Raw genomic sequence first — 21,767 nt, forward strand, 5'->3', positions numbered from 1 at the left:
CTCCTATAAATTCTCCATTATCTCTTTTTCAATATCATTTATATATAATTCTATATCATTATTATTAACTTTGCACTTTATAACATCAAGTTTTTTCAATAAAGATTTTTTAATTAAAGCATTGTCAGCACTCTTTTTTTTTAGATGTAATTTATTTTCATAGCCAATCAAAAGTTTTTGACATCTTTTTATTATATCATGAATCGCCTGTCTGCTTGTATTATTAAGCTCAGCAATTTCACTTAATGATAAATCTTCATTATAATACATATTCATTATATCAAGTTGTTTTTCTGTCAAAAGATTTCCATAAAAATCTAATAGAATAGAAATATCAAATCTTTCTTCCATATAACCACCTTACCCACAGCAATTATAATATCAGACATTAAAAAGGCTGTCAAGTATTTTTACTTAACAGCCATAAAATTTTATTCAAAAAGAGCTTCAACAAAATCTTTTGGAACAAATTCTTGCAAATCATCAATACCTTCACCAACACCTATTAGTTTAACAGGTATATTAAGCTGATGCTTTATTGATATAACCACACCACCCTTTGCAGTTCCATCTAATTTAGTAAGAATTATTCCATCCACTTTGCAAACATCCATAAATTGTTTTGCCTGTTGAACAGCATTTTGTCCAGTTGTAGCATCCAATACCAGTAAAGTCTGTTTTTGAGCTTCAGAAAACTCTCTTTCTATTATTTTGTTTATCTTACCTAATTCATCCATTAGATTTTTTTTATTATGAAGTCTTCCAGCAGTATCACATATAAGCACATCAACTTTTCTTGACTTTGCAGCTTGTATTGCATCAAATACTACAGCTGCAGGATCAGAACCTTCTTGATGCTTAACTAAATCAACTGAAGCTCTATTGCTCCAAACTTCAAGCTGATCTATTGCAGCAGCTCTAAAGGTATCAGCTGCAGCTAAGAGAATTTTTTTATTATCATTCTTGAGCTTTGCAGCAATTTTACCTATTGAAGTAGTTTTTCCAACTCCATTAACTCCTACTATAAGAAGAATAGATGGGGTCTTTGAAATTAAACTATTTTCTTCATTCGAATCCATCATTTCTATTAAAACTTGTTTTAGACAATTATTAACTTCACTAGGCTGCTTTATTCTATCTTCTTTAACTTTTATCCTTACTCTGTTAATTATTTCTAGAGCAGTTTCTACGCCTATATCTGAGGTTATTAGTATTTCTTCAAGTTCGTCATAGAGTTCGTCATCTATAGTTACATACAGATTAAGCATTTCTCCTATTCTATCAGTTAATCCGTCTTTGGTCTTAGAAAGACCATTTTTGAGTTTTTCGAAAAAAGCATTAAACATTATTTTCCTCCATAATCAAGAATTAAATATAAGTAAGTAAATTAAGCTGTATATGGATGCTTATTAAAATCTACAGATACTACTTTTGAAATACCTTTTTCCTCCATAGTAACACCATACAAAACATCACTTACTTCCATTGTTCCTTTTCTATGTGTTATAACAATAAACTGAACATTATTTGAAAACTTCTTCAAAAATTCTGCATATCTAAGTACATTTGCATCATCGAGTGCTGCCTCTATTTCATCTAATATACAGAAGGGTGTAGGCTTCATTTTTAATATTGAAAACAGAAGCGCAATAGCTGATAATACCTTTTCTCCACCAGACATAAGATTTATATTTTGCAGTTTTTTCCCAGGCGGCTCAACATTGATTTCTATATTAGCAGTTAGTTCATCACCTTCTGATAAAATCAAATCAGCGCTTCCGCCTTTAAATAACTCCTTAAAGGTTTCATTAAATATAATTTTTAACTTAGCTAAATTTTCATTAAAAACCGTCTTCATTTTATCCGTCATTTCATTAATCATTTGGATAAGTTCTAATTTTGCCTCTACCAAATCTTCCTTTTGGGAATTCATAAAAGTATACTTTTCTATAACTTCTTTATATTCTTCTATAGCGCCTACATTAACTACCCCTAAATTAGAAATCTGGTGCTTAAGTTCTGAAATACTCCTCTTTAAGGAATCAACATTTTTTACCTCTGTCTTGTATTGAAGCGCCTCTGCATAAGTTAATCCCATTTCTTCATTTAGTCTGGAATATAATGACTCGATTTCTGTTTCAAGCTTAGCTAATATAACCTGCTGTTTATGGTATTCATCTTCTTTTTTTGATAGTAAAAGGACATTCTCTTCTAATATATTATTGGTAATTTTAATAGCTTCTTTAATTCTTATTTTTTCTATTTCACTTTGTCTAAACGTTTCTTCATAATTTTCTATTGAAGCTTTAATTGAATTAATTTTATTATCATTATTTTTAATTTGTAAATATCCTTCACTTATTGAAATTTTATAATTAGCTAATTCGTTTTCGAGGGTATAACCTTTTTTATTTAACTCTTCAAGCTCACTTGATAATCTTTCTAGTTCTCTAATTTTATTAAGTACTATCTCATCTACTTGGGCCTTTTTAATTTTCAAACTTGTGTGCTTTTCTTTAAGTTCCTTTATATGATTTGATTTGCTTATTATTTGTGCTTCATATTCATTCAGATTGTTAGTATTATCAACTTGATTTTTGAGCAATTCATTTAAGGATAACTCTTTTTTTGTAATTTCCTCTCGACTGCTATCATAATCTTTCTTTAGTATTTGTATTTCGGATTTTGATGATTCAAGTGATTTAGTCAGCCTATCATTTTCTGATGCTATAGCAGCGATTTTTCCTTTTAGTTTTGTTATTTCAATGTTTTCCTTATATTCTTCATCTTTCAAGTTTAAACACTCTTCATCTAAAGCCCTTACTATTTTTTTATTAGATTCTACAGAAGATGATAAATTATTAATTAAATTATTTTCTTCCTGAAGCTTTATATAAAGATCCTCTATCTCTCTTTTCCTGCTTATTATGCTGGTTGATTTGTGAAATGTGCTTCCTCCAGTTAAAGAACCACCTGGGTTAATAGTTTCACCAGTCAGTGTAACTATTTTATAACTATAGTCAGTTTTTTTAGCTATAGATAAAGCACAATCCATATTCGAGGCAATAATGGTTCTTCCTAGGATATAATCTATAGCATTAGTAAACTTTTTATCATATTCAATAAGATTGCTTGCTATACCTATAAAACCTGCAGCATTTTTAAGGCTATCGATATTAGATACTTTTTTACCTTTAATAATACTTAGTGGCAAAAATGTTGCCCTTCCTATATTATTAGTTCTGAGGTACATAATTAACTTTTTTGCTGTATCCTCATTATCAGTTATAATATCTGAGATAGCTCCGCCTAATGCAATTTCAATTGCAGTTTCCAAGTCTTTTTTTACATTTATAACTTCTCCCAGAACATAACATTTTGAAAAAGCATCTTGGATTTTTCCACTGTTAATATGCTGCATTAGTAGTTTTACAGATTTATTATAGCCTTCATATTGTTTATCAAGATTAAGGAGCATCTGATAATTAGCTTCAAGTTTGTTAGCTGATATACTATGATCTTTAAGCTGTTTTTCATCCTTGCTAATTATTAAATTCAGCTTAGAAATCTCTTGTTTGTTATTTTTTATTTTATTCTCATAGTCAATTATCTTATTATTAATTTCAATCACATTTTTTTCCAACATAGCTATAGTTGTAGAATTAATTTTGACTGAATTAATATTATTTTCACAAAAAGATTTCAACTCATCTATTTTTTTGCTCATTCTTTGAAGCTCATTATTAAGAATAGAAATATCATTTTTATTATTTGTTATTTGATTTAATAAATTCATACTTTCATCTTTGTATTGATTTATTAGCAACTCATTATTGTTTATCAAATAATTTATATCCATAATTTGCTTTTCATAAGCTTCAATATGTCCATTAATATTTAGCTGCTCTTCTTGATACTGTTTTAAAAATTCTTCTTGGTTATTTTTTGTTTCAGTTATATTTTTAGCTTTATCTTGAATTTCTTTAATATCACTAATATTTTTTTCTATTGATAGCTGTAGATTATTTATTCTTTCTTTGATAAGATCTGTTTCAGAATTAATATTCTGATAGTCAGATTTTAGTTCATAAAATTTTTGCTGGTTGTTTTGCGTAGATACCTCATGATTTTCTAATTCATTTTCCAGAGTGTTCAACTTGTTTTTATATTCATCCTTCTTTATAACAAGACTGTGTATACTTTCTTGTATTTTTTCTATTTCCTGTTTAATATAATTATCCTTGCTTTTTATTTCTTCTAAGGAATAGATAATTATATTAACTTCTTTTTCTTTAAGACTCTGTGAGAAATCTAAAAAAGCTTTTGCTTTTTCACTTTCTAATCTTAGAGGTTCTAATCTATCTTCATATGTCTTTATTATATCTTTTATTCTAATTAAATTTTGCTCTGTGTTTCCTAATTTTTTTTCGGCCTCTTCTTTTCTAGTTTTAAACTTAACTATACCAGCAGCTTCTTCTAAGAGTCCTCTTCGTTCTTCTGGTTTGCCGCTTAAAATAGCATCAATTTTACCTTGTCCAATTATTGAATATCCTTCTTTACCTATTCCCGTATCCATAAAAAGCTCTTGAATATCTTTTAATCTGCAGTGAGTATTATTAATATAGTATTCACTTTCTCCAGAACGATAAAGTCTTCTTGATATGGTTACATCAGAGTAGTCGATAGGTAAAGCACCGTCACTATTGTCTAGAGTTAATGCTACTTGCGCAAGACCAACAGGTTTCCTATACTGAGTACCTGCAAAAATAACATCTTCCATTTTTCCGCCTCTTAGACTTTTGATACTTTGCTCTCCCAGTACCCATCTTACCGCATCAGATATATTGCTCTTTCCGCTGCCATTAGGACCTACAACTGTCGTAACGCCTTTTATAAAGGTTAGCTCTGTTTTATCAGCAAAAGACTTAAAGCCTCTAATTTCTATTGATTTTAAGAACATAAGTACACTCCTTATCTAAAAAGCATAGGTAGCAATCCTAATATAAATATGAAAATCATAAAGTAAACTAATATTTTTGTATATTTTTCACGTTGCTTTTTATTCATTCATATACACTCCTTGCATAAAGCTTTTATTATACTACATAAGTTTATAGTATAATAAAAAAAATATCAATGTACAAATAAAAAAACCGTGACTCGCACGGTTTTGCTTACTTATCTAGGTTCTACAATAAATTTAATTGCCGTTCTTTCTTCTCCCTCTATAATTATCTCTGAAAACGCAGGGACAACAACTAAGTCTATTCCGTTTGGAGCTACAAATCCTCTTGTAATTGCTATAGCTTTTACTGCTTGATTAACTGCACCTGCTCCTACTGCTTGAACTTCCGCTGCACTATTCTCTCTAAGAACTGCTGCTAAAGCTCCTGCTACTGATTTTGGCTGAGATTGTGCTGATACTTTTAATACTTCCATTATTAATTCCTCCCTACAAAATCTGTTAACAAATTTCACAGAGAATATATTCTATAAAATGTTTAAATCTCCTTCTTTGTACTTGTTTCTCAAATAATCGTATATCGACACGTTTATACAATTATCGTTGAAACTTAACATCATTTCTCCCCTCTTAACACAATCACGTTGATTAACTATAATATTTATTGTCTTAAGATGTTCTTTGGTGTCATTAAAAAATTTCTTTCTAGAAGTATAAAGTTTGGAAATATCCTTTGGATTTAAATTTATTGTAAGCATTCCAGAATAGTTTCCTGGTACAGATTCTTTAATAATATCGTTAAGTATACTTCCTTCAACTAACTCTCTAAAAGCAGCATGAAACGGACCGGCAATAATATCTCCGCCTTCATTTATCTCTTCAGTTGGCTGTAACCCCAATCTAATTACGTTAATATTATTTGCTGCAAGCATCCCATAAACTACTTTAGAAATATGTACAGCCTCATCTAATGAATAAGGCTTATAAATTCCTTGCTTATACATTATCTCCATAGGAGTATCTTTTATTACTAAGGACGGGTAAATTCTGCAAATCTGAGGCGACAATTTAATTACTTCCTTAGTAGTAATTATATCCTTTTCAAAATTATCTCCGGGGAGTCCAAGCATTATTTGATGACCTAAAACAAAGCCGTATTCTTTTATTAGTTTTGAAGACATAATTACATCCTCAATTGAATGACCTCTAGCAGATTTTTTCAAAACTTCTCGATCTAAAGATTGTACCCCTAATTCTATAATATCTACAGTAAAATTCTTTAAGTTTGTAAGTATATTGTCATTAATATAGTCTGGTCTTGTAGACAATCTAATATAGTCTACAAGACCTAAGTCTTTGTAATATTTTGCAACCTTTAATAATTCATTTTGCTTTTCAATATTAATAGCTGTAAAGGTGCCGCCAAAGAAAGAAATTTCTAAGATTCTATCTGCTTTAGGAATTGTTTTAAGGTATTCTTCCACAGTATTTATAACAAATTCCGAATTTACTTTAGTAGTACTTCCAGTAATGCTGTTTTGATTGCAAAACACACAATCATGCGGACATCCTTCATGAGGTACAAAAATTGGAATTATATAATGACCTTTATTCATAGATTACCTCCAAATTATCAAGAGCATCCTTAGCAGCATTTTGTTCCGACTCTTTTTTACTGTATCCTGATCCCTCTCCGCGTACAGTATTATCAATAACTACTTCTGTATAAAACTTTCGCCTATGAGGAGGACCTTCAAATCTTAATAACTTATAACTTATTAAAGTTTCACCCTTTTGCTGAATAACTTCTTGGAGACGAGTTTTATAATCTAATATTATTTGATTATTTATAGCTCTCCCGATTATATCCCTAAAATTAGATATAATAAATTTTTTAGCCTTCTCTATTCCTTTATCTAAATAAATTGCTGCAATTACAGCTTCTACACTATCAGCTAAAATTGAAATTCTATCTCTTCCACCTGTTAATTCCTCACCTTTGCTCATTCTTAAATATTTACCGAGCTCTAAGCTAATTGATATTTCATATAAGGAATTTTCACATACTATTAGAGACCTTAACCTTGTAAGCTCTCCTTCAGATTTGTCAGGGTAATTTTTATATAAATATTCAGATATGCAAATTTGAAGCACAGAATCTCCTAAAAATTCTAATCTCTCATTATGATTATTTTCCTTATGTTGATTAATATATGAACTATGAGTTAATGCTTCAAGAAGCAAGTCTTTGCTATTAAATATTATGTTTAATTTTTTTTCTAAATGTTCTATATTAAATGTTTCATTTATCATTAGTATAACACCTACCATATAAAGAAGTGTATTCTTCAATTTGCCATATAACAAATTCAAGAATGCACTGCTTAATTAATAAAAAAATTTAAGTCCCGTAGTAAATACGGGACCAGTAATTATTCTTCAATATGCGATTTTATGTACTCAACTACATCGCTTACGATGCTAATTTTTTCAGCATCTTCATCTGGTATCTCCATATCGAATTCACTTTCTAATGCCATAATTAATTCAACTATATCAAGAGAATCAGCACCTAAATCATCCATAAAGGAAGATTCCATGGAAATTTCGTCAGCATCTATTCCTAATTGATCTGATATTATATTTTTAACTTTTTCAAATATCACAATTTCACCTCCCAAATTTAAAGCTATACTTAGATAATATTACATAAAAAATCTAGCGTCAATATTTATAAATAAATTAGAACTATAAATTTTCATTATTATCAATATCAAGTTTCTCTATTTCAGATTTAATTTTATCAATAACTTTGTTATCGTAACATACTAAGGCTTGTTTAATAGCATTCTTAATCGCTTTCGCATTTGAACTTCCATGTGCTTTTATAACTATACCTTGTGCGCCTAAAAAAGCAGAACCGCCATATTCAGTATAATCAAAATCCTTTTTAAATTTATTAAAAACAGATTTTAATAGGAGCCCGCCTAATTTATTCTTAAAAGAAGACATTATTTCCTCCTTTAGCATACCAAAAATAGTTGAGGCTACTCCTTCATAGGTTTTTAATATAGTGTTCCCAACGAATCCATCGCAAACAACAACGTTTGTTTCGCCTGATGGTACATCTCTAGGTTCTACGTTACCTATAAAATTAAAGTCAGTTTTTTTTAATAATTTATGCGTCTCTTTTGCAAGTTCATTGCCTTTTTCTTCTTCTGCACCAATGTTAACTAATCCTATAGATGGATTAACAGTCTTTAAAATATTTTCAAAATAAATTTTACCCATTAACGCGAACTGTAAAAGATACAAAGGCTTACAATCAACATTAGCACCTGCATCTACAATCATAAACGGCGACTTTTTCCCAGGCATAATTGGAGCAAGAGCAACCCTCTTAATTCCTTTAATTCTTCCTATTAAAAGAGTAGCACCCGCCATAAGAGCACCAGTACTCCCAGCTGATAAAACTGCATCAGCCTCACCTGATTTAACTAGATTAAGAGCTTTAACTAAACTTGAATCTTTTTTCTTTTTTAAAGCCTTTACCGGTTCTTCATTTGGAGAAATAACTTCATTTGCATCTACTACCTTGATTTTATTCTTTGGATAATCATATAAACTTAATTTTTGTAATATCAAATCTTCTGGACCAGTTATAATAACATCAATATTAAATTCTTTTACAGCATCGACACACCCCTGGATAACTGAATCAGGAGCAAAGTCTCCCCCCATACCATCAACAGCAATTTTCATAAAATTACCTGTAATTAAAACAGGATTTTCACATCCTTTCTAGTTATAAGAATAGTATTGTTTAATAAGAAGTATATTATACAATGCTTTGATTATCAATATAAACACTTAAAAAACAAGAGAAAGTCATATGACTTTCTCTTTTAATTATTTCTCTGATGCAACTACTTCTTTACCTTTGTAATATCCACAGTTCTTGCATACTCTATGAGCAAGTTTCATCTCATGGCACTGAGGACATTCAACTATTCCTGGAAGGCTCAATTTAAATGTTTGCGCTCTTCTGGAATCTCTTCTAGATTTAGAAAATCTTCTTGCAGGATTTCCCACTATCAACACCTCCTTAATCAGCAGAAAACAAATCTTTCAACTTAGCAAATCTAGGGTCAATATCATCTTTTTCACAACTACAAGATGTATCGTTTAAGTTTATACCACAATGCTGGCATAATCCCTTACAATCTTCATTACACAATTTTTTAATTGGTAAAGATAAAATGATATTGTTTTTAACTATATTCGTGATATCAATAGTATCACCATCAATAAAAATGATTTCATCATCTTTATTATCAAAATTAGTTGAAAATTCTTCGTGAATCAAGATATCCACATCGTGATTAAAATTAACCAGACATCTAGAACATGGTAAGCTTATTTTTGTAATAATTTCACCATCTAAAGTAATAATGTCTCCAGTTAAATGTAATTCACCTTCTAAAGTTACAGGCTTTAGAAACTCAATTTTTTCTCTATCATCATAAAAATTTTCTTCGTCATAAACTAAATGCACTTCTTTTCTTGAAACTTTTTTCTTAATTAAATCTGCTACATCAACTATCATAGTCTCACCTCAATGCATTAGCCACAATTTATTATATAAACATCCATATTAAAAGTCAAGCTGAAAATGAATTTTAAGTATAATTTTGTAAAAACTATTTAACTAGTTCTTTTACATCTCTAGCAATCATAAGTTCTTCATCTGTAGGAATTACAAACACTTTCACCTTTGATCCTTCAACACTTATTTCTACTGCTTTACCTCTAACTTTATTTTTCTCTTTATCAAGTTTTATTCCTAGATAGTCTAAACCTTCACAGATAGCTTCTCTAGTCTCTGGTGAATTTTCACCAAGTCCAGCGGTAAATACAACACAGTCAACACCGTTCATAACAGCAGCATAAGAACCTATAAACTTCTTAACTTTATAATGGAATACATCTAAAGCAAGCTCAGCTCTCTTATTATCTTCTTTCCACGCAGCATCTTCTATGTCTCTAAAGTCACTGCTTACACCTGATATTCCGTATACACCTGACTTTTTATTTATAACGTCGTTTACTTCATCTATTGAGTAATTTAATTCCTTCATAAGGAAAGTAACTATAGCTGGGTCAATACTTCCAGATCTAGTTCCCATAGCTATACCTTCAAGAGGAGTAAATCCCATACTTGTTTCAATTGACTTTCCATCTTTAATAGCTGCAATACTAGCACCATTTCCAAGATGGCAAGTAATAACCTTTAAGTTTTTTAAGTCATCATTCATTAATTCAGCTACTTTTGAAGCTACATATCTATGAGATGTACCATGGAAACCATATTTTCTTATTCCGTGTTCTGTATACAACTCATATGGCAGAGGATAAATATATGCATATTCAGGTATAGTCTGATGGAAAGCGGTATCGAACACAGCTACCATTGGAGTAGTTGGCATAAGTTCTTTGCACGCATTAATACCTGTAATATTAGGTGGATTATGTAATGGAGCCAACTTAGAACATTCATCTAAAGCTTTCATAACTTCATCATCTATTAATACTGAATTAGAATACTTTTCTCCACCGTGTACAACTCTATGACCAACAGCAGAAATTTCAGACATATCTTTTATAACACCATTAGTACTATCAACTAAAGCTCCAAGTACTAATTTTATAGCTTCTTTATGATTAGCCATTGGTTGCTTTATTATATACTTTTCTCTTCCTTCAACCTTTTGAGTTAATATGGAACCTTCAATACCAATTCTCTCAACTAGTCCTTTTGCAAGTACAACTTCACCCTTCATATCAATAAGCTGATATTTTAGTGATGAACTACCACAATTTACAACAAGTACATTCACTTCTAATTCCTCCTTAAATTATACATTCTTTTGTGCTTGAACAGCAGTAACAGCAACAACATTAACTATATCTTCTGCACTGCATCCTCTTGATAAGTCATTAATTGGTTTTGCAAAGCCTTGGCAAACTGGACCGATAGCTTCAGCATTTGCAAGTCTTTGAACTAATTTATATCCTATATTTCCAGCCTGTAAATCAGGGAATATTAAAACGTTAGCTTGACCTGCTACTGTACTTCCAGGCGCTTTCTGGTCAGCTACTTTTTTAACTAAAGCAGCATCTAACTGTAATTCTCCATCAATCTGTAAATCAGGTCTTAATTCTTTTGCTATCTCTGTAGCTTTACTTACCTTATCAACTAATTCATTTGCTGCGCTACCTTTGGTAGAGAAAGATAACATAGCAACTTTAGGATCCATATTGCAAAGATTTTTAGCTGTTTCAGCAGTTGAAATTGCAATAGCAGCTAATTGTTCAGCAGTTGGGTTTGGATTAACAGCACAGTCTGAAAAAATGAACATTCCATTGTCTCCATACTCGCAGTTTGGAACAAGCATAATGAAGAAACTTGAAACTGTTGATATACCAGGTGCTGTTTTGATTATTTGAAGGCCTGGTCTTAATAAATCTCCTGTTGTATGAACAGCTCCTGATACTAATCCATCAGCATCACCAAGTTTTACCATCATTGTACCAAAGTACATAGGATCTTCAATTGTTTTTTCAGCTTTTTCTAAAGTTACGCCTTTGCTTTTTCTAAGCTCATAAAACCCATTAGCGTACAATTGTTTACTTTCAGATGTTTGAGGATCAACAATCTTTATACCATTAATGTCAACACCTAAATTTTTAGCTTTATTTTTAATTTTTTCAATGTTTCCTAATAATATTAAATCCGCCAGTCCTTCTTTTTTTATCATAGCACTAGCTAAAATAGTTCTGTCTTCTTCTCCTTCAGGAAGTACAATTCTCTTTACATCAGACTTTGCCATTTTCCAAAATTCTTTCATAAGTTCCATAACTATTTCTCCCTTCTGTATTATACAATACATATACACCATATATAATAATAACTCATATATAATGTGTTTTTCAATAAAAACATAAAATATTTCCACATAATAAGTCAAATCTGTGTAAAAATATTTGAATTTAATAGAATATTAGTGTATAAGATAATTTATACACTATATAGAGAGGTAGTGATTTAATGAAAATATCTTCTATAATCTCCGAATATAATCCGCTTCATAAAGGACATATATATCATATTAATAAAACTAAAGAAATATCTAGTTCAGAAGGTATTATCTGCATAATGAGCGGTAATTATGTACAAAGGGGAGTTCCAGCAATAATTGATAAATGGAGCCGAGCTAGAGCTGCCTTACAGTGTGGAGTGGACTTAGTAATAGAACTTCCTGCAGTATATAGCCTCTCATCTGCTGAGTTCTTTGCTTTTGGAGCAGTAAGCCTGCTTGATAGTTTAGGAGTAGTAGATACAATTAGCTTTGGAAGCGAACTTGGAGAAATTGAATTTATTAAAACAGTATCAAAAATACTTTTAGAAGAGCCTGAAGATTTTAATAAGAATTTAAAAGAATATTTATCTAAAGGATATGCTTACCCAAATTCTAGAAGTAGGGCTATAATCGATTACTTAAATACAATTAATCAAAATACAACAGAAACAGAAAGCATTCTTAATTCTTCAAATAATATTTTAGCTATTGAATATTGCAAAAGTTTATTAAAACTTAACAGCCCTATAAAGCCTATTACTGTAAAAAGAGAAGGAGGTGCATATAATAGCACTAGTCTTAATGAAGTGTTTTCAAGTGCTACATCAATCAGAAAATATTTAAAAGAACATAACAATATTGATGAACTTAATAATCATATTCCAGAAGGAACCTTACAAGCTATAAAAAAATATGAATCTGCCAATTATCCTCTTGTTCATGAGGACTATATGTTTCCTTTTATAAAATACAAATGTTTTACTGATAAAAATAATATTTCTAATATTCCAGATGCTTCCGAAGGAATAGATAATAGAATTTATAAGCTTATAAGCTCATCTGAAAACTATAGCGAACTAGTTAGCAAAATTAAAAGTAAAAGATATACATATACCCGTATAAGCAGGATATTATGTCAATACTTTATTGGATTTGAACATTTTGATTCACATAGACTTAGAACTGAATCTTGCCCTTATGCTAGAGTTCTTGGTTTCAATGAAACTGGTATGAAAATCCTTAAACATATTAAAGGCAACTCATCGATACCAATATACACAAAGCTTCCAAGAGATTTGGATGATTGCTTAAAATTAGACATTCAAGCAACTAACTCATATAGTCTAATAAATAATTTTATATCTCCTTTCAGTGATTATTTAATAAATCCAATAAAGCTGTAGTAATAATAATTAATTCAAGTAAATAAATATACTATTAAAAGAATTAATTACAAATAGGAGATTTAAAATTGAAATTACTACTCTATTTAATTTTCTTACTCATTTTTATTTTTGTATATAAACTGATAAAAACCATGAATAGAAGTGTAGTGGCAACTTGTATATGCACTCTGCTAATCATACAAATAATACTTACACCAAAGCTTTGTCTAGATTCAGCTGTTATAGGAGTTAGACTGTTTGTAGAAAAGGTATTTCCATCATTATTTCCATTTTTAGTAGTATCAAGTATTATGATGAATTATGACGGAATTGAAATTTATTCAAAGATGCTAGGTAAGTTTCTTTGCAAACCAATTAGGCTTCCAATACAGTGTACTTTCGTAATAATAGTTAGTATTCTTTGCGGATACCCTCTTGGAGCAAAATATGCATGTGACATATACGAACAAGGGTTAATCGATTTAAAAACCTGCCAGAGATTAATAAACATTGCGTCAAATACTAGTCCCCTATTTGCTATAGGTTCTGTAGGAACAGCTATGTTAGGAAGTAGTTATATAGGATATATATTATTAATTTCAAATTATCTTTCTTGCTTTATTATGGGGATACTGCTTCCCGGTAAATCTATAAGCGAAAAAGAAGTACATAATATTATAAAAGATAACAATAAAAATATAGGAAACATAGTAAAACATAGTGTTGAGAATTCAATTACTACTTGTTTATCCATCGGAGGCTTTGTTATATTATTTAGTGTTATTACAAACATGATAAAAAGCAATATCTTGTTTGATATTGCTGTTAGAAATATTAATATAATAACAAATATAAATAAAGAATTAATATCAGGATTCTTACTAGGCTTAATAGAGATGACCAATGGTTGCTATATACTTTCCATTGCATCCATAGATATGTACATTAAAGTTATAGCAATTAGTTTTTTATTAGCATTTAGTGGGCTGTCGATTATATCACAAGTTCATTCGTTTACATATAAATACAACTTATCCATGAAAAAATATATATTTAGAAAATTGATACAGGGATGCATAGGTTCGGCTATATCGATCGTTATATACAAATTCCCTTTATTTAATTTTTCTGTGCAAACTTTTAATTCACAACACTTTAATAGCCTCAACATATATATAATTTTTGGCTTAATATTATTAATGATGCCATATATTTTAAACAGATTCCGCAGACTATTTCATGCCTCTTAACTCTTTAATATTTTCACGTATAGTATCTAGGTCATTACCTACTTCGTTATTTAAAGAGATCATGAATTCTTCAACTTGTTTCTTTATATTTAATATCATAGCTTGACCTTTTTCATTTATTTCTTTTTCAAGCTGGCACAGTATTTCATCCGCATAATCTCTCGCACCTAAGCGCATAGCCTTTGCATCTCTTTGAGCTGAAGCTATTATCTCTTCAGCTCTTACTTTTGCTTCTTTACTTATATCATGATTTTCTATTTGTTTTTTTAGCATATCTATGCTTTCTTTTTTTAAGGTTGTTGCTTCTTCTAATACTTCACCAAGTATTCTTTCCTTTTCTTCAACAATCCACTGAGCCTTCTTAAATTCATCAGGTAAATAATTAATAATTTGATCTAATATATTTAATACTTCCTTTTTATCTACAAGGATTTTACCTGTTACTGGAACCTTTGAAGATGTCTCAAATATCTCTTGGAGATACTCCAGTAATTTTATAACTTCCATATCCCTTTTCCCCCATGTTATTTATTTTTTTTGTTATATCATCAATGATATCATTTGGAACTAAATCTTTGATACATCCTCCAAATTGAGCTACTTGTTTTACTGAAGATGAACTTAGATAAGAGTATTTAGCATTTGTCATCATAAATACTGTTTCAATATTAGGATCCAGCTTATTATTCATTAAAGCCATTTGAAATTCATATTCAAAATCAGAAACAGCACGAAGTCCTTTCACAATAACACTAGATTCGGTTTGCTTCATAAAATTTATTAATAATCCGCTAAAACCCTCAACTCTAATATTATTAAACTTACTAACGCACTTTTTTATTAGCATGACCCTTTCATTAATATCAAATAACCCTTTTTTATCAGGATTAACTAAAACTGCTACTATCACTTCATCAAAAACTTTAGCCGCCCTTTCAATTATGTCTAAATGTCCATTAGTTATGGGGTCAAAACTTCCCGGGTATACTGCCCTTTTCATCATATCCTCCTTTAAAAGGTAGAATCAGTAAAACCATAAAAACATACGGTTGTATTTCCATATTTTCTATAATCAAATAAAGTAATCTTATCGTTACCTTTATATATTTCTTCAGAACTATCTATTTTTGACACTATTAAGCCATCTTTTTCTAAAAGATTATATTCTGTGATGATGTCTACAGCAGGTGGTATCATTTCTTTTGCATAGGGTGGATCAATAAAAATCAAATCAAAGACTAAGTTTTTTGTTCCAAATTCTTTCAATGCTGCATAAGAATCTTTCTGAAAGCACTTGCATTTATCATTAAAGTTTAAATTATCCACATTTTCTTTAAGAAGTTTATATGTAGTATCTCCTTTATCAATAAGAAAACATTCTCTTGCACCTCTGCTGACAGCTTCAAGTCCTAAACTTCCAGTGCCGGCAAAAACATCCAAAACCTTAGCTTCAACAGTTCGATGTTGAATAATGTTAAAAATTGATTGCTTTATTCTATCTAATGTTGGTCTTGTAGACATTCCTTCAGGAGATAGTAGTTTCCTTCCTTTTGCAATTCCTGAAATAATTCTCATACGGTATCCTCCCTTATTTCTAGAAGAATTGAACATATATACATAGATTAATACAAAATTCATCATAATTCAAGAAAATTTAATATGTATAATATTATATGTTGTAAAATTATACACTTAAAAAGGTTATATTAATTAAAACATATGTATTTTGAAGTAGTTTCAATACCTTCTAATATTTCCATTTTGATTTTTATATCTTTTTCCTCATTACTGCTAGTAAGTCTCCTAGCTTCTTGGTTGGCTATTTTTAGTAAATCTGCATCTCTAAATAAATCTGCAAGAATAAGATTAGTATCTCCATGCTGCTTTATTCCAAATAATTCGCCGCTGCCTCTTATCTTTAAATCTTCTTCTGCGATTTTAAAACCATCAGTGTTATTTTGAATTATTTCTAATCTTTTTTTAGTTACTTCACTTTTTACATTACCAATTAAAATACAATAAGACTTTGAGTGACCTCTGCCAACTCTGCCTCTTAATTGATGAAGTTGGGCCAACCCAAACCTCTCAGAATTCTCAATAATCATCACAGATGCATTAGGAACATTAATACCAACCTCTATAACTGTTGTTGATATCAGTACTTTAATCTCATCTTTTTTAAACTTAGTCATAATCTCATCTTTTTCTGTATTGGACATCTTGCCATGTAAAATTGAACAAGTAACATCTTTAAAATAACCATTTTTTAACCACATATACAATTTTTCTACGGAATTTATATTTAATTCTTCATTGTCTTCAATTAGCGGGCAAACAATGTAAACTTGTCTTCCCTCTTTTATTTCTTTTAAGGCAAATTCATAGGCCTTCTCTTTTTTTCTTTCATTTATGAAATAAGTGTCTATTTTCTGTCTTCCCGGAGGAAGTTCATCAATAATAGAAACCTCTAAATCGCTATATAAATAAAGAGCCAATGTTCTAGGAATTGGTGTTGCAGTCATTACAAGCATATCGATGTTTCTTCCTTTATTAAATAAACTGCTTCTCTGCATTACTCCAAATCTATGCTGTTCATCTGTTACTACCATTCCTAAATTATTAAAACTCACGTCTTCCTGTAAAAGCGCATGCGTACCCACAATTATATCTATATTTCCATTTTTAAGTTCTTCCTTAATTTTTTCTTTTTTCTTTTGAGGTATACTTCCATTAAGCAGCTCAATATTAATGTTGAAATCTCTTAATACAAATTTAAGCTCATTATAGTGTTGATTAGATAGTATCTCTGTAGGTGCAATAATAGCTGCTTGGTATCCATTCTTTACTACATTAAACATGCTTATTATAGCTACTATTGTTTTACCACTACCCACATCTCCCTGAACTAAACGATTCATTTGCTTGTTCTTTTTTTGATCTAATAAAATTTCTCTTACAACTCTACTTTGAGCATTAGTCAATGGAAATGGCAGCTTTTCCTTAAGCAGCTTCAACTCAGGTGATATATAAAAGTTAATTCCCTTATTATTTTTATTAATATAATCTTTTAATACAATAAGCTTTAAAGAATAAGTGAATAATTCCTGAAATTTTAATCTTCTTTGAGCTTCAAGCAAAGTATTTTCATCTACTGGAGCATGAACACTATTAATTGCCTTTTGAAGAGAACAAAATTTGTATTTTTTTATTATCCATTCTGGTAAGTTTTCACCTATTTCTACTTGTTTTAACAAATAGCTAATAATTTTAATGAAAAAGTTATTAGTAATACCATCTTTTAGAGAATACTTAGGGATGATTTTATATTTACTAGATTCTGTTCTGTTTTCTGCATTTTCAATATAAGAATCACTTACTATTGAAGGAGTTAAAATTATTGTTTCTCCTTTGTAATCCTGAAGTTTACCAGTTATTGTATAGCTTCTATTTAAAGTGAATTTGTCCTTCATGTAAGGCTGGTTAAACCACTTTCCTTTTACTGTAGTATCACCACACTTGAAAATTACAGTAGAAATAATCTTTTTATTATTAGTTCTTATATCTCTATCTATTTTAAGTACCGAGCAATTCAATATAGTCATGCCACTATTAATACTTAAGTTGTTATTTTGTATATAAACTTTCTCGTAATTTCTCGGAAAATAAAGGAGTAAGTCTAAAATAGAATATATACCGCAGCTATTTAATATATCCTTCATTTTCGGACCTACACCTTTTATACTACTTATATTATCTGACAGTTTCACAACTTACCACTCCAAACTCTAAAGAATAAAAAAAGCCCAAGGGCTTTTTTTTATTCTACAGATACTATGAAATAATACAATGGCTGTTTGCCATTATAACTTTGGATATCTTTATCAGGATACTTTTCTTCAAGGGCTTCAACTAATAATTTAACCTTGATTTCATCTGCGCCCTCTCCATAAAAAATAGTTATTAATTCGCTGTCTTCATTGCACATATTTATGATTATTGACTGACAAACGTCATAAATATCGCTTCCAACTTGGCTTATTTTACCTTCAACGATTCCAAGGATATCTCCTTCGTTAATGTTTTTTCCATCCATTTCAGTATCTCTTACCGCATAAGTAACTTGGCCTGTAGAAACATTAGCTATAGACTGTTTCATCGCTTCTACATTTTCTTCTAATCCTGTCTCAGCATCAAAGATAGTAACACAAGTAATCCCCTGAGGAATAGTCTTTGTAGGAATTACTATTATATTTTTATCCGTAAGCTCTGCAGCTTGATTTGCTGCCATAATTATATTTTTATTATTAGGAAGAACAAAAATATTTTCTGCATTAATTTTATTTATTGAATCTAGTATATCCTGCGTACTAGGATTCATTGTTTGACCGCCTTCAATAACAAAGTCAACACCAAAATCCTCAAAAATATTTTTTATTCCATCACCCATGGCAACAGAAATAAAACCATATTTTTTCTTTTCTTCATTCTTTTCTTCCTTTGTTTGAGCAGCTTCATTTCCATTAAACTGAGCTTCCTCATGCAATATATGTCTATGTTGTTCTCTCATATTATCTATTTTTATTTTAGATAGTTCACCTAGCTTAACAGCCTTAGATAAAACAAGTCCTGGGTCATTAGTATGAATATGAACTTTAACAGCATCTTCTATTCCAACCACTATCATTGAATCACCGTGTGGTTCAAGTTCATTTCTAAAATTCTCAACACTAATATTTTTTCCAAGTACAAAAAATTCAGTACAGTATCCAAACGTAATATCTGCCTCTTCTATTGAAGAAGCAGGTGCAAATGACTCAACTGAATTAGCCTCCGAACTAATAATTTTAGCCTTAATATCATTTTTTAAAGCTTCATACATACCCTTTAAAATTATTAGCAGCCCCATACCGCCGGCATCAACAACCTTAGCTTTCTTTAAAACTGGCAGCATTTCTGGAGTTTTATTAAGGATATTTTCGCTATGTAAACATACTTCTTCCATAAGTGAAATCACATCAGTATGCCTGCTTTTTACAGCACTCTCTCCAGCTGTTCTGATAATTGTTAATATCGTTCCTTCAGTTGGTCTCATAACAGCCTTATAAGCTGATCTTGAACCTTCTAAAAGACTATTAGCAAATTCTAATGAATTTACCTCTTCTTTATCTTCTAAACCTTTTGCTATTCCTCTAAATACTTGAGACAATATAACACCAGAGTTTCCTCTAGCGCCCATTAAAGCACCTTTAGCGAGTTTTTTAGATATCTCACCTATTGAAGTAGTTGACATACCTTCAATTTCAGTTACTGCAGCTCTAAACGTCATTGACATGTTTGTTCCAGTATCTCCATCAGGAACAGGGAATACATTTAAAGAGTTTACAAAGACTTTTTGCTCCTCTAGCTTATTTGACGCATTAATTACCATGTTATAAAAATGTGTTCCATTAATTTTTAAGTATTCCATTTAAAGTACCCCCTTAGACTCTAACACCTTGCACGTTAACTGTTATACTAGATAATTTAAGTCCAGTATAATTTTCTACGTTGTATTTTATTTTTTGAATTATATTATTAGCTATTACTGAAATCTTAGTTCCGTATTCAACTATAATATATAACTCTATAGAAATTTGATTTTCTTTTGAGTGAATTTTTACACCTTTGCTTAAGTTTTCACCTTTTATAAGTTCCCAAAGTCCATCTTTAGCATTTTTTGAAGCCATACCAACTACACCATAACACTCCATAGTTGATACGCCTACTATATTAGCAATAACCTCTTCAGAATAATTAATATATCCATTCTCATTTTGAATACTGCCTATCATATATAACCCTCCTTGTATAAAAACACCTTATAGACTATTTTATATTAAATAACGAATTTATTCAATAAATTTAATTCTATATTAATATGTTTTCAATAATAATTTTATAATACTCTTGCAAAAATTATACATTGTATGATAAAATAATAAATGTTTGGATTGAGAAGATTATTCTTCACAATTTCTAAGGAGGTGTTTTCCGTGTCAAGAAGATGTGAAATATGTAATAAGGGTGTTATATCAGGTTCCCAGGTCAGCCACTCAGTAATACACACAAAGAGAAAGTGGGCCCCAAACCTGAAAAGAGTTAAAGCTATAGTTAATGGAACCCCAAGTACAATACACGTTTGCACTAGATGCTTACGTTCTGGAAAAGTTCAACGTGCTATATAAAAATAAAAAATGCAATTGTTAATCAATTGCATTTTTTATTTTTATGTTTTTAGTGTTTTCTTCTGAAAACTTTTATAATAGCAGATAAAAATTTTGGAAGTTTAATTGCAACAATTTTCATATATATCCCTCCTTTAATGATGAGAATGTTCTATTATATACCACCCTGCATAAATCAGACCGCCACCTACTGCGATCATCCAACCCCAAATAGGAATTATAAAAGTAATGATTATACCAACTCCAATAGAAGCTACAATCCATCCTAAATTTGTTTTCTTAAAAATACTTTTCTTAGTCAAAATATTTCCCTCACTAGTACTGCTTTATTATTATTATATGATTGAAAATCCATTTTAGTTACAAAAAAAATTAGGATGATGTCATCCTAATCAAAACTTTTTAATATTAATAAAATACCGCTTGCAAAACTAATATCAACTGTAGTTTCTTTAAATTGGTTAGATAAAGTTAATGAACTTCCTATATTGAGATTATAATTGTTCAAACAGTATTTTGCACCTCTTATTGTTAAGCCTTTTACATCAGAATAATACGGAAGCACTGAAAAGTACTGGCCTTTATCTCCTGAAATCTCAACAGATGTATCTGTTAAACACAAAAGGTTATTACTATCAATTATGGAACTTTTAATCTTATATTTCAAACATTTATATAATAGATTTATATTAACAAGGGTGTGATCTAATCTACTTCCTGTACATCCTAAAAAAACTATTTCATCAGCATTTAGCTCTTTAGCTTTTAGGATAGCAAGCTCTGTATCACTTTCATCCTTTTCACTATTATACCTCTCTATATTACAACTTTTAGTATAGAAGTAGTTAAGTGTTTCTGTGCTAATAGAATCAAAATCTCCAATAAGATAATCTGGAGTAATTTTATATTTGAGAAGACAGTCTGCACCTCTGTCTACTGCTATAACAATTGAATCGTGAGAAATTTGCTTATCAATTAATGTTTTGCTAGGCGGTGTACCTCCAGCAACTATAATTACCTTCATG

General features: G+C 30.0%; 24 protein-coding genes. 3 read left to right on the plus strand and 21 right to left on the minus strand.

The window, feature by feature from the left end; all coding sequences use genetic code 11:
• Positions 1–3: 3 nt before the first annotated feature.
• The 12 genes from JK636_RS04005 to pta form a co-directional block, all read right to left on the minus strand.
• Positions 4–351 (minus strand): putative DNA-binding protein, encoded by a 348-nt coding sequence (locus tag JK636_RS04005; RefSeq protein ID WP_202747557.1) that lies wholly within the window; start codon positions 349–351, stop codon positions 4–6.
• Between the two features lie 80 nt (positions 352–431).
• Positions 432–1,346, minus strand: a complete 915-nt coding sequence (gene ftsY, locus JK636_RS04010) for a signal recognition particle-docking protein FtsY (protein ID WP_202747558.1) — start codon at positions 1,344–1,346, stop codon at positions 432–434.
• Between the two features lie 41 nt (positions 1,347–1,387).
• Positions 1,388–4,960, minus strand: a complete 3,573-nt coding sequence (smc, locus tag JK636_RS04015) for a chromosome segregation protein SMC (RefSeq protein WP_202747559.1) — start codon at positions 4,958–4,960, stop codon at positions 1,388–1,390.
• 218 nt (positions 4,961–5,178) lie between these two features.
• Positions 5,179–5,439 carry a stage V sporulation protein S gene (locus tag JK636_RS04020; RefSeq protein ID WP_202747560.1) on the minus strand — a complete coding sequence of 87 codons (261 nt, stop codon included), beginning with the start codon at positions 5,437–5,439 and terminating at the stop codon, positions 5,179–5,181.
• Positions 5,440–5,490: 51 nt separating this feature from the next.
• On the minus strand, positions 5,491–6,579 hold the full coding sequence (locus JK636_RS04025) for an elongator complex protein 3 (protein ID WP_202747561.1): 1,089 nt from the start codon (positions 6,577–6,579) through the stop codon (positions 5,491–5,493).
• On the minus strand, positions 6,572–7,276 hold the full coding sequence (rnc, locus tag JK636_RS04030; RefSeq protein ID WP_202747562.1) for a ribonuclease III: 705 nt from the start codon (positions 7,274–7,276) through the stop codon (positions 6,572–6,574). Before rnc ends, JK636_RS04025 begins: the two co-directional genes overlap by 8 nt.
• A 119-nt stretch (positions 7,277–7,395) precedes the next feature.
• Positions 7,396–7,629: an acyl carrier protein gene (acpP, locus tag JK636_RS04035; RefSeq protein ID WP_202747563.1), complete on the minus strand. Its 234-nt coding sequence runs from the start codon at positions 7,627–7,629 to the stop codon at positions 7,396–7,398.
• A gap of 82 nt (positions 7,630–7,711) precedes the next feature.
• Complete coding sequence (gene plsX / locus JK636_RS04040; protein ID WP_202747564.1) at positions 7,712–8,725, minus strand: phosphate acyltransferase PlsX; 1,014 nt, start codon at positions 8,723–8,725, stop codon at positions 7,712–7,714.
• 147 nt (positions 8,726–8,872) lie between these two features.
• Positions 8,873–9,055 carry a 50S ribosomal protein L32 gene (gene rpmF / locus JK636_RS04045; RefSeq protein ID WP_021655060.1) on the minus strand — a complete coding sequence of 61 codons (183 nt, stop codon included), beginning with the start codon at positions 9,053–9,055 and terminating at the stop codon, positions 8,873–8,875.
• Between the two features lie 13 nt (positions 9,056–9,068).
• Positions 9,069–9,569 (minus strand): YceD family protein, encoded by a 501-nt coding sequence (locus JK636_RS04050; RefSeq protein WP_202747565.1) that lies wholly within the window; start codon positions 9,567–9,569, stop codon positions 9,069–9,071.
• 94 nt (positions 9,570–9,663) lie between these two features.
• Positions 9,664–10,860 (minus strand): acetate/propionate family kinase, encoded by a 1,197-nt coding sequence (locus JK636_RS04055; RefSeq protein WP_202747566.1) that lies wholly within the window; start codon positions 10,858–10,860, stop codon positions 9,664–9,666.
• Positions 10,861–10,878: 18 nt separating this feature from the next.
• A complete protein-coding gene (pta, locus tag JK636_RS04060; RefSeq protein WP_202747567.1) occupies positions 10,879–11,880 on the minus strand; it encodes a phosphate acetyltransferase in 1,002 nt (333 codons plus the stop codon).
• Positions 11,881–12,071: 191 nt separating this feature from the next.
• On the opposite strand from pta, the gene JK636_RS04065 reads away from it, so the two are divergent.
• Both JK636_RS04065 and ylbJ read left to right on the plus strand, forming a co-directional pair.
• Positions 12,072–13,286: a nucleotidyltransferase gene (locus JK636_RS04065; protein WP_202747568.1), complete on the plus strand. Its 1,215-nt coding sequence runs from the start codon at positions 12,072–12,074 to the stop codon at positions 13,284–13,286.
• Between the two features lie 68 nt (positions 13,287–13,354).
• The gene (gene ylbJ / locus JK636_RS04070) at positions 13,355–14,518 is read left to right on the plus strand and encodes a sporulation integral membrane protein YlbJ (RefSeq protein WP_202747569.1); all 1,164 of its coding nucleotides are present in this window, start codon (positions 13,355–13,357) and stop codon (positions 14,516–14,518) included.
• On the opposite strand, the gene JK636_RS04075 is transcribed toward ylbJ, so the two are convergent.
• From JK636_RS04075 to JK636_RS04100, 6 genes are all read right to left on the minus strand, one after another.
• Positions 14,501–15,025 (minus strand): ATPase, encoded by a 525-nt coding sequence (locus JK636_RS04075; RefSeq protein ID WP_202747570.1) that lies wholly within the window; start codon positions 15,023–15,025, stop codon positions 14,501–14,503. The two genes, ylbJ and JK636_RS04075, sit on opposite strands and share 18 nt — an antisense overlap.
• Complete coding sequence (gene coaD, locus JK636_RS04080; protein ID WP_202747571.1) at positions 14,982–15,518, minus strand: pantetheine-phosphate adenylyltransferase; 537 nt, start codon at positions 15,516–15,518, stop codon at positions 14,982–14,984. Before coaD ends, JK636_RS04075 begins: the two co-directional genes overlap by 44 nt.
• Positions 15,519–15,529: 11 nt before the next feature.
• On the minus strand, positions 15,530–16,093 hold the full coding sequence (gene rsmD, locus JK636_RS04085; RefSeq protein WP_202747572.1) for a 16S rRNA (guanine(966)-N(2))-methyltransferase RsmD: 564 nt from the start codon (positions 16,091–16,093) through the stop codon (positions 15,530–15,532).
• 131 nt (positions 16,094–16,224) lie between these two features.
• Positions 16,225–18,285 carry an ATP-dependent DNA helicase RecG gene (recG, locus tag JK636_RS04090; RefSeq protein ID WP_202747573.1) on the minus strand — a complete coding sequence of 687 codons (2,061 nt, stop codon included), beginning with the start codon at positions 18,283–18,285 and terminating at the stop codon, positions 16,225–16,227.
• Between the two features lie 50 nt (positions 18,286–18,335).
• On the minus strand, positions 18,336–19,985 hold the full coding sequence (locus JK636_RS04095; protein WP_202747574.1) for a DAK2 domain-containing protein: 1,650 nt from the start codon (positions 19,983–19,985) through the stop codon (positions 18,336–18,338).
• A gap of 13 nt (positions 19,986–19,998) precedes the next feature.
• The gene (locus JK636_RS04100; protein ID WP_202747575.1) at positions 19,999–20,349 is read right to left on the minus strand and encodes an Asp23/Gls24 family envelope stress response protein; all 351 of its coding nucleotides are present in this window, start codon (positions 20,347–20,349) and stop codon (positions 19,999–20,001) included.
• Between the two features lie 201 nt (positions 20,350–20,550).
• Here JK636_RS04100 and rpmB point away from each other — a divergent pair, with 201 nt between their 5' ends.
• The gene (gene rpmB / locus JK636_RS04105; protein WP_021655048.1) at positions 20,551–20,742 is read left to right on the plus strand and encodes a 50S ribosomal protein L28; all 192 of its coding nucleotides are present in this window, start codon (positions 20,551–20,553) and stop codon (positions 20,740–20,742) included.
• Positions 20,743–20,791: 49 nt separating this feature from the next.
• Here rpmB and spoVM read toward each other — a convergent pair whose 3' ends face one another.
• The 3 genes from spoVM to JK636_RS04120 all read right to left on the minus strand — a co-directional run bounded on the left by spoVM (position 20,792) and on the right by JK636_RS04120 (position 21,766).
• Positions 20,792–20,863, minus strand: a complete 72-nt coding sequence (gene spoVM, locus JK636_RS24100) for a stage V sporulation protein SpoVM (protein WP_202748723.1) — start codon at positions 20,861–20,863, stop codon at positions 20,792–20,794.
• Between the two features lie 13 nt (positions 20,864–20,876).
• Positions 20,877–21,044: a hypothetical protein gene (locus JK636_RS04115; protein WP_202748817.1), complete on the minus strand. Its 168-nt coding sequence runs from the start codon at positions 21,042–21,044 to the stop codon at positions 20,877–20,879.
• Between the two features lie 86 nt (positions 21,045–21,130).
• A complete protein-coding gene (locus JK636_RS04120; protein ID WP_202747576.1) occupies positions 21,131–21,766 on the minus strand; it encodes a thiamine diphosphokinase in 636 nt (211 codons plus the stop codon).
• Position 21,767: the final 1 nt, after the last annotated feature.

This window comes from Clostridium rhizosphaerae, assembly GCF_016765585.1.
GTDB lineage: Bacteria > Bacillota > Clostridia > Clostridiales > Clostridiaceae > Clostridium_AT > Clostridium_AT rhizosphaerae.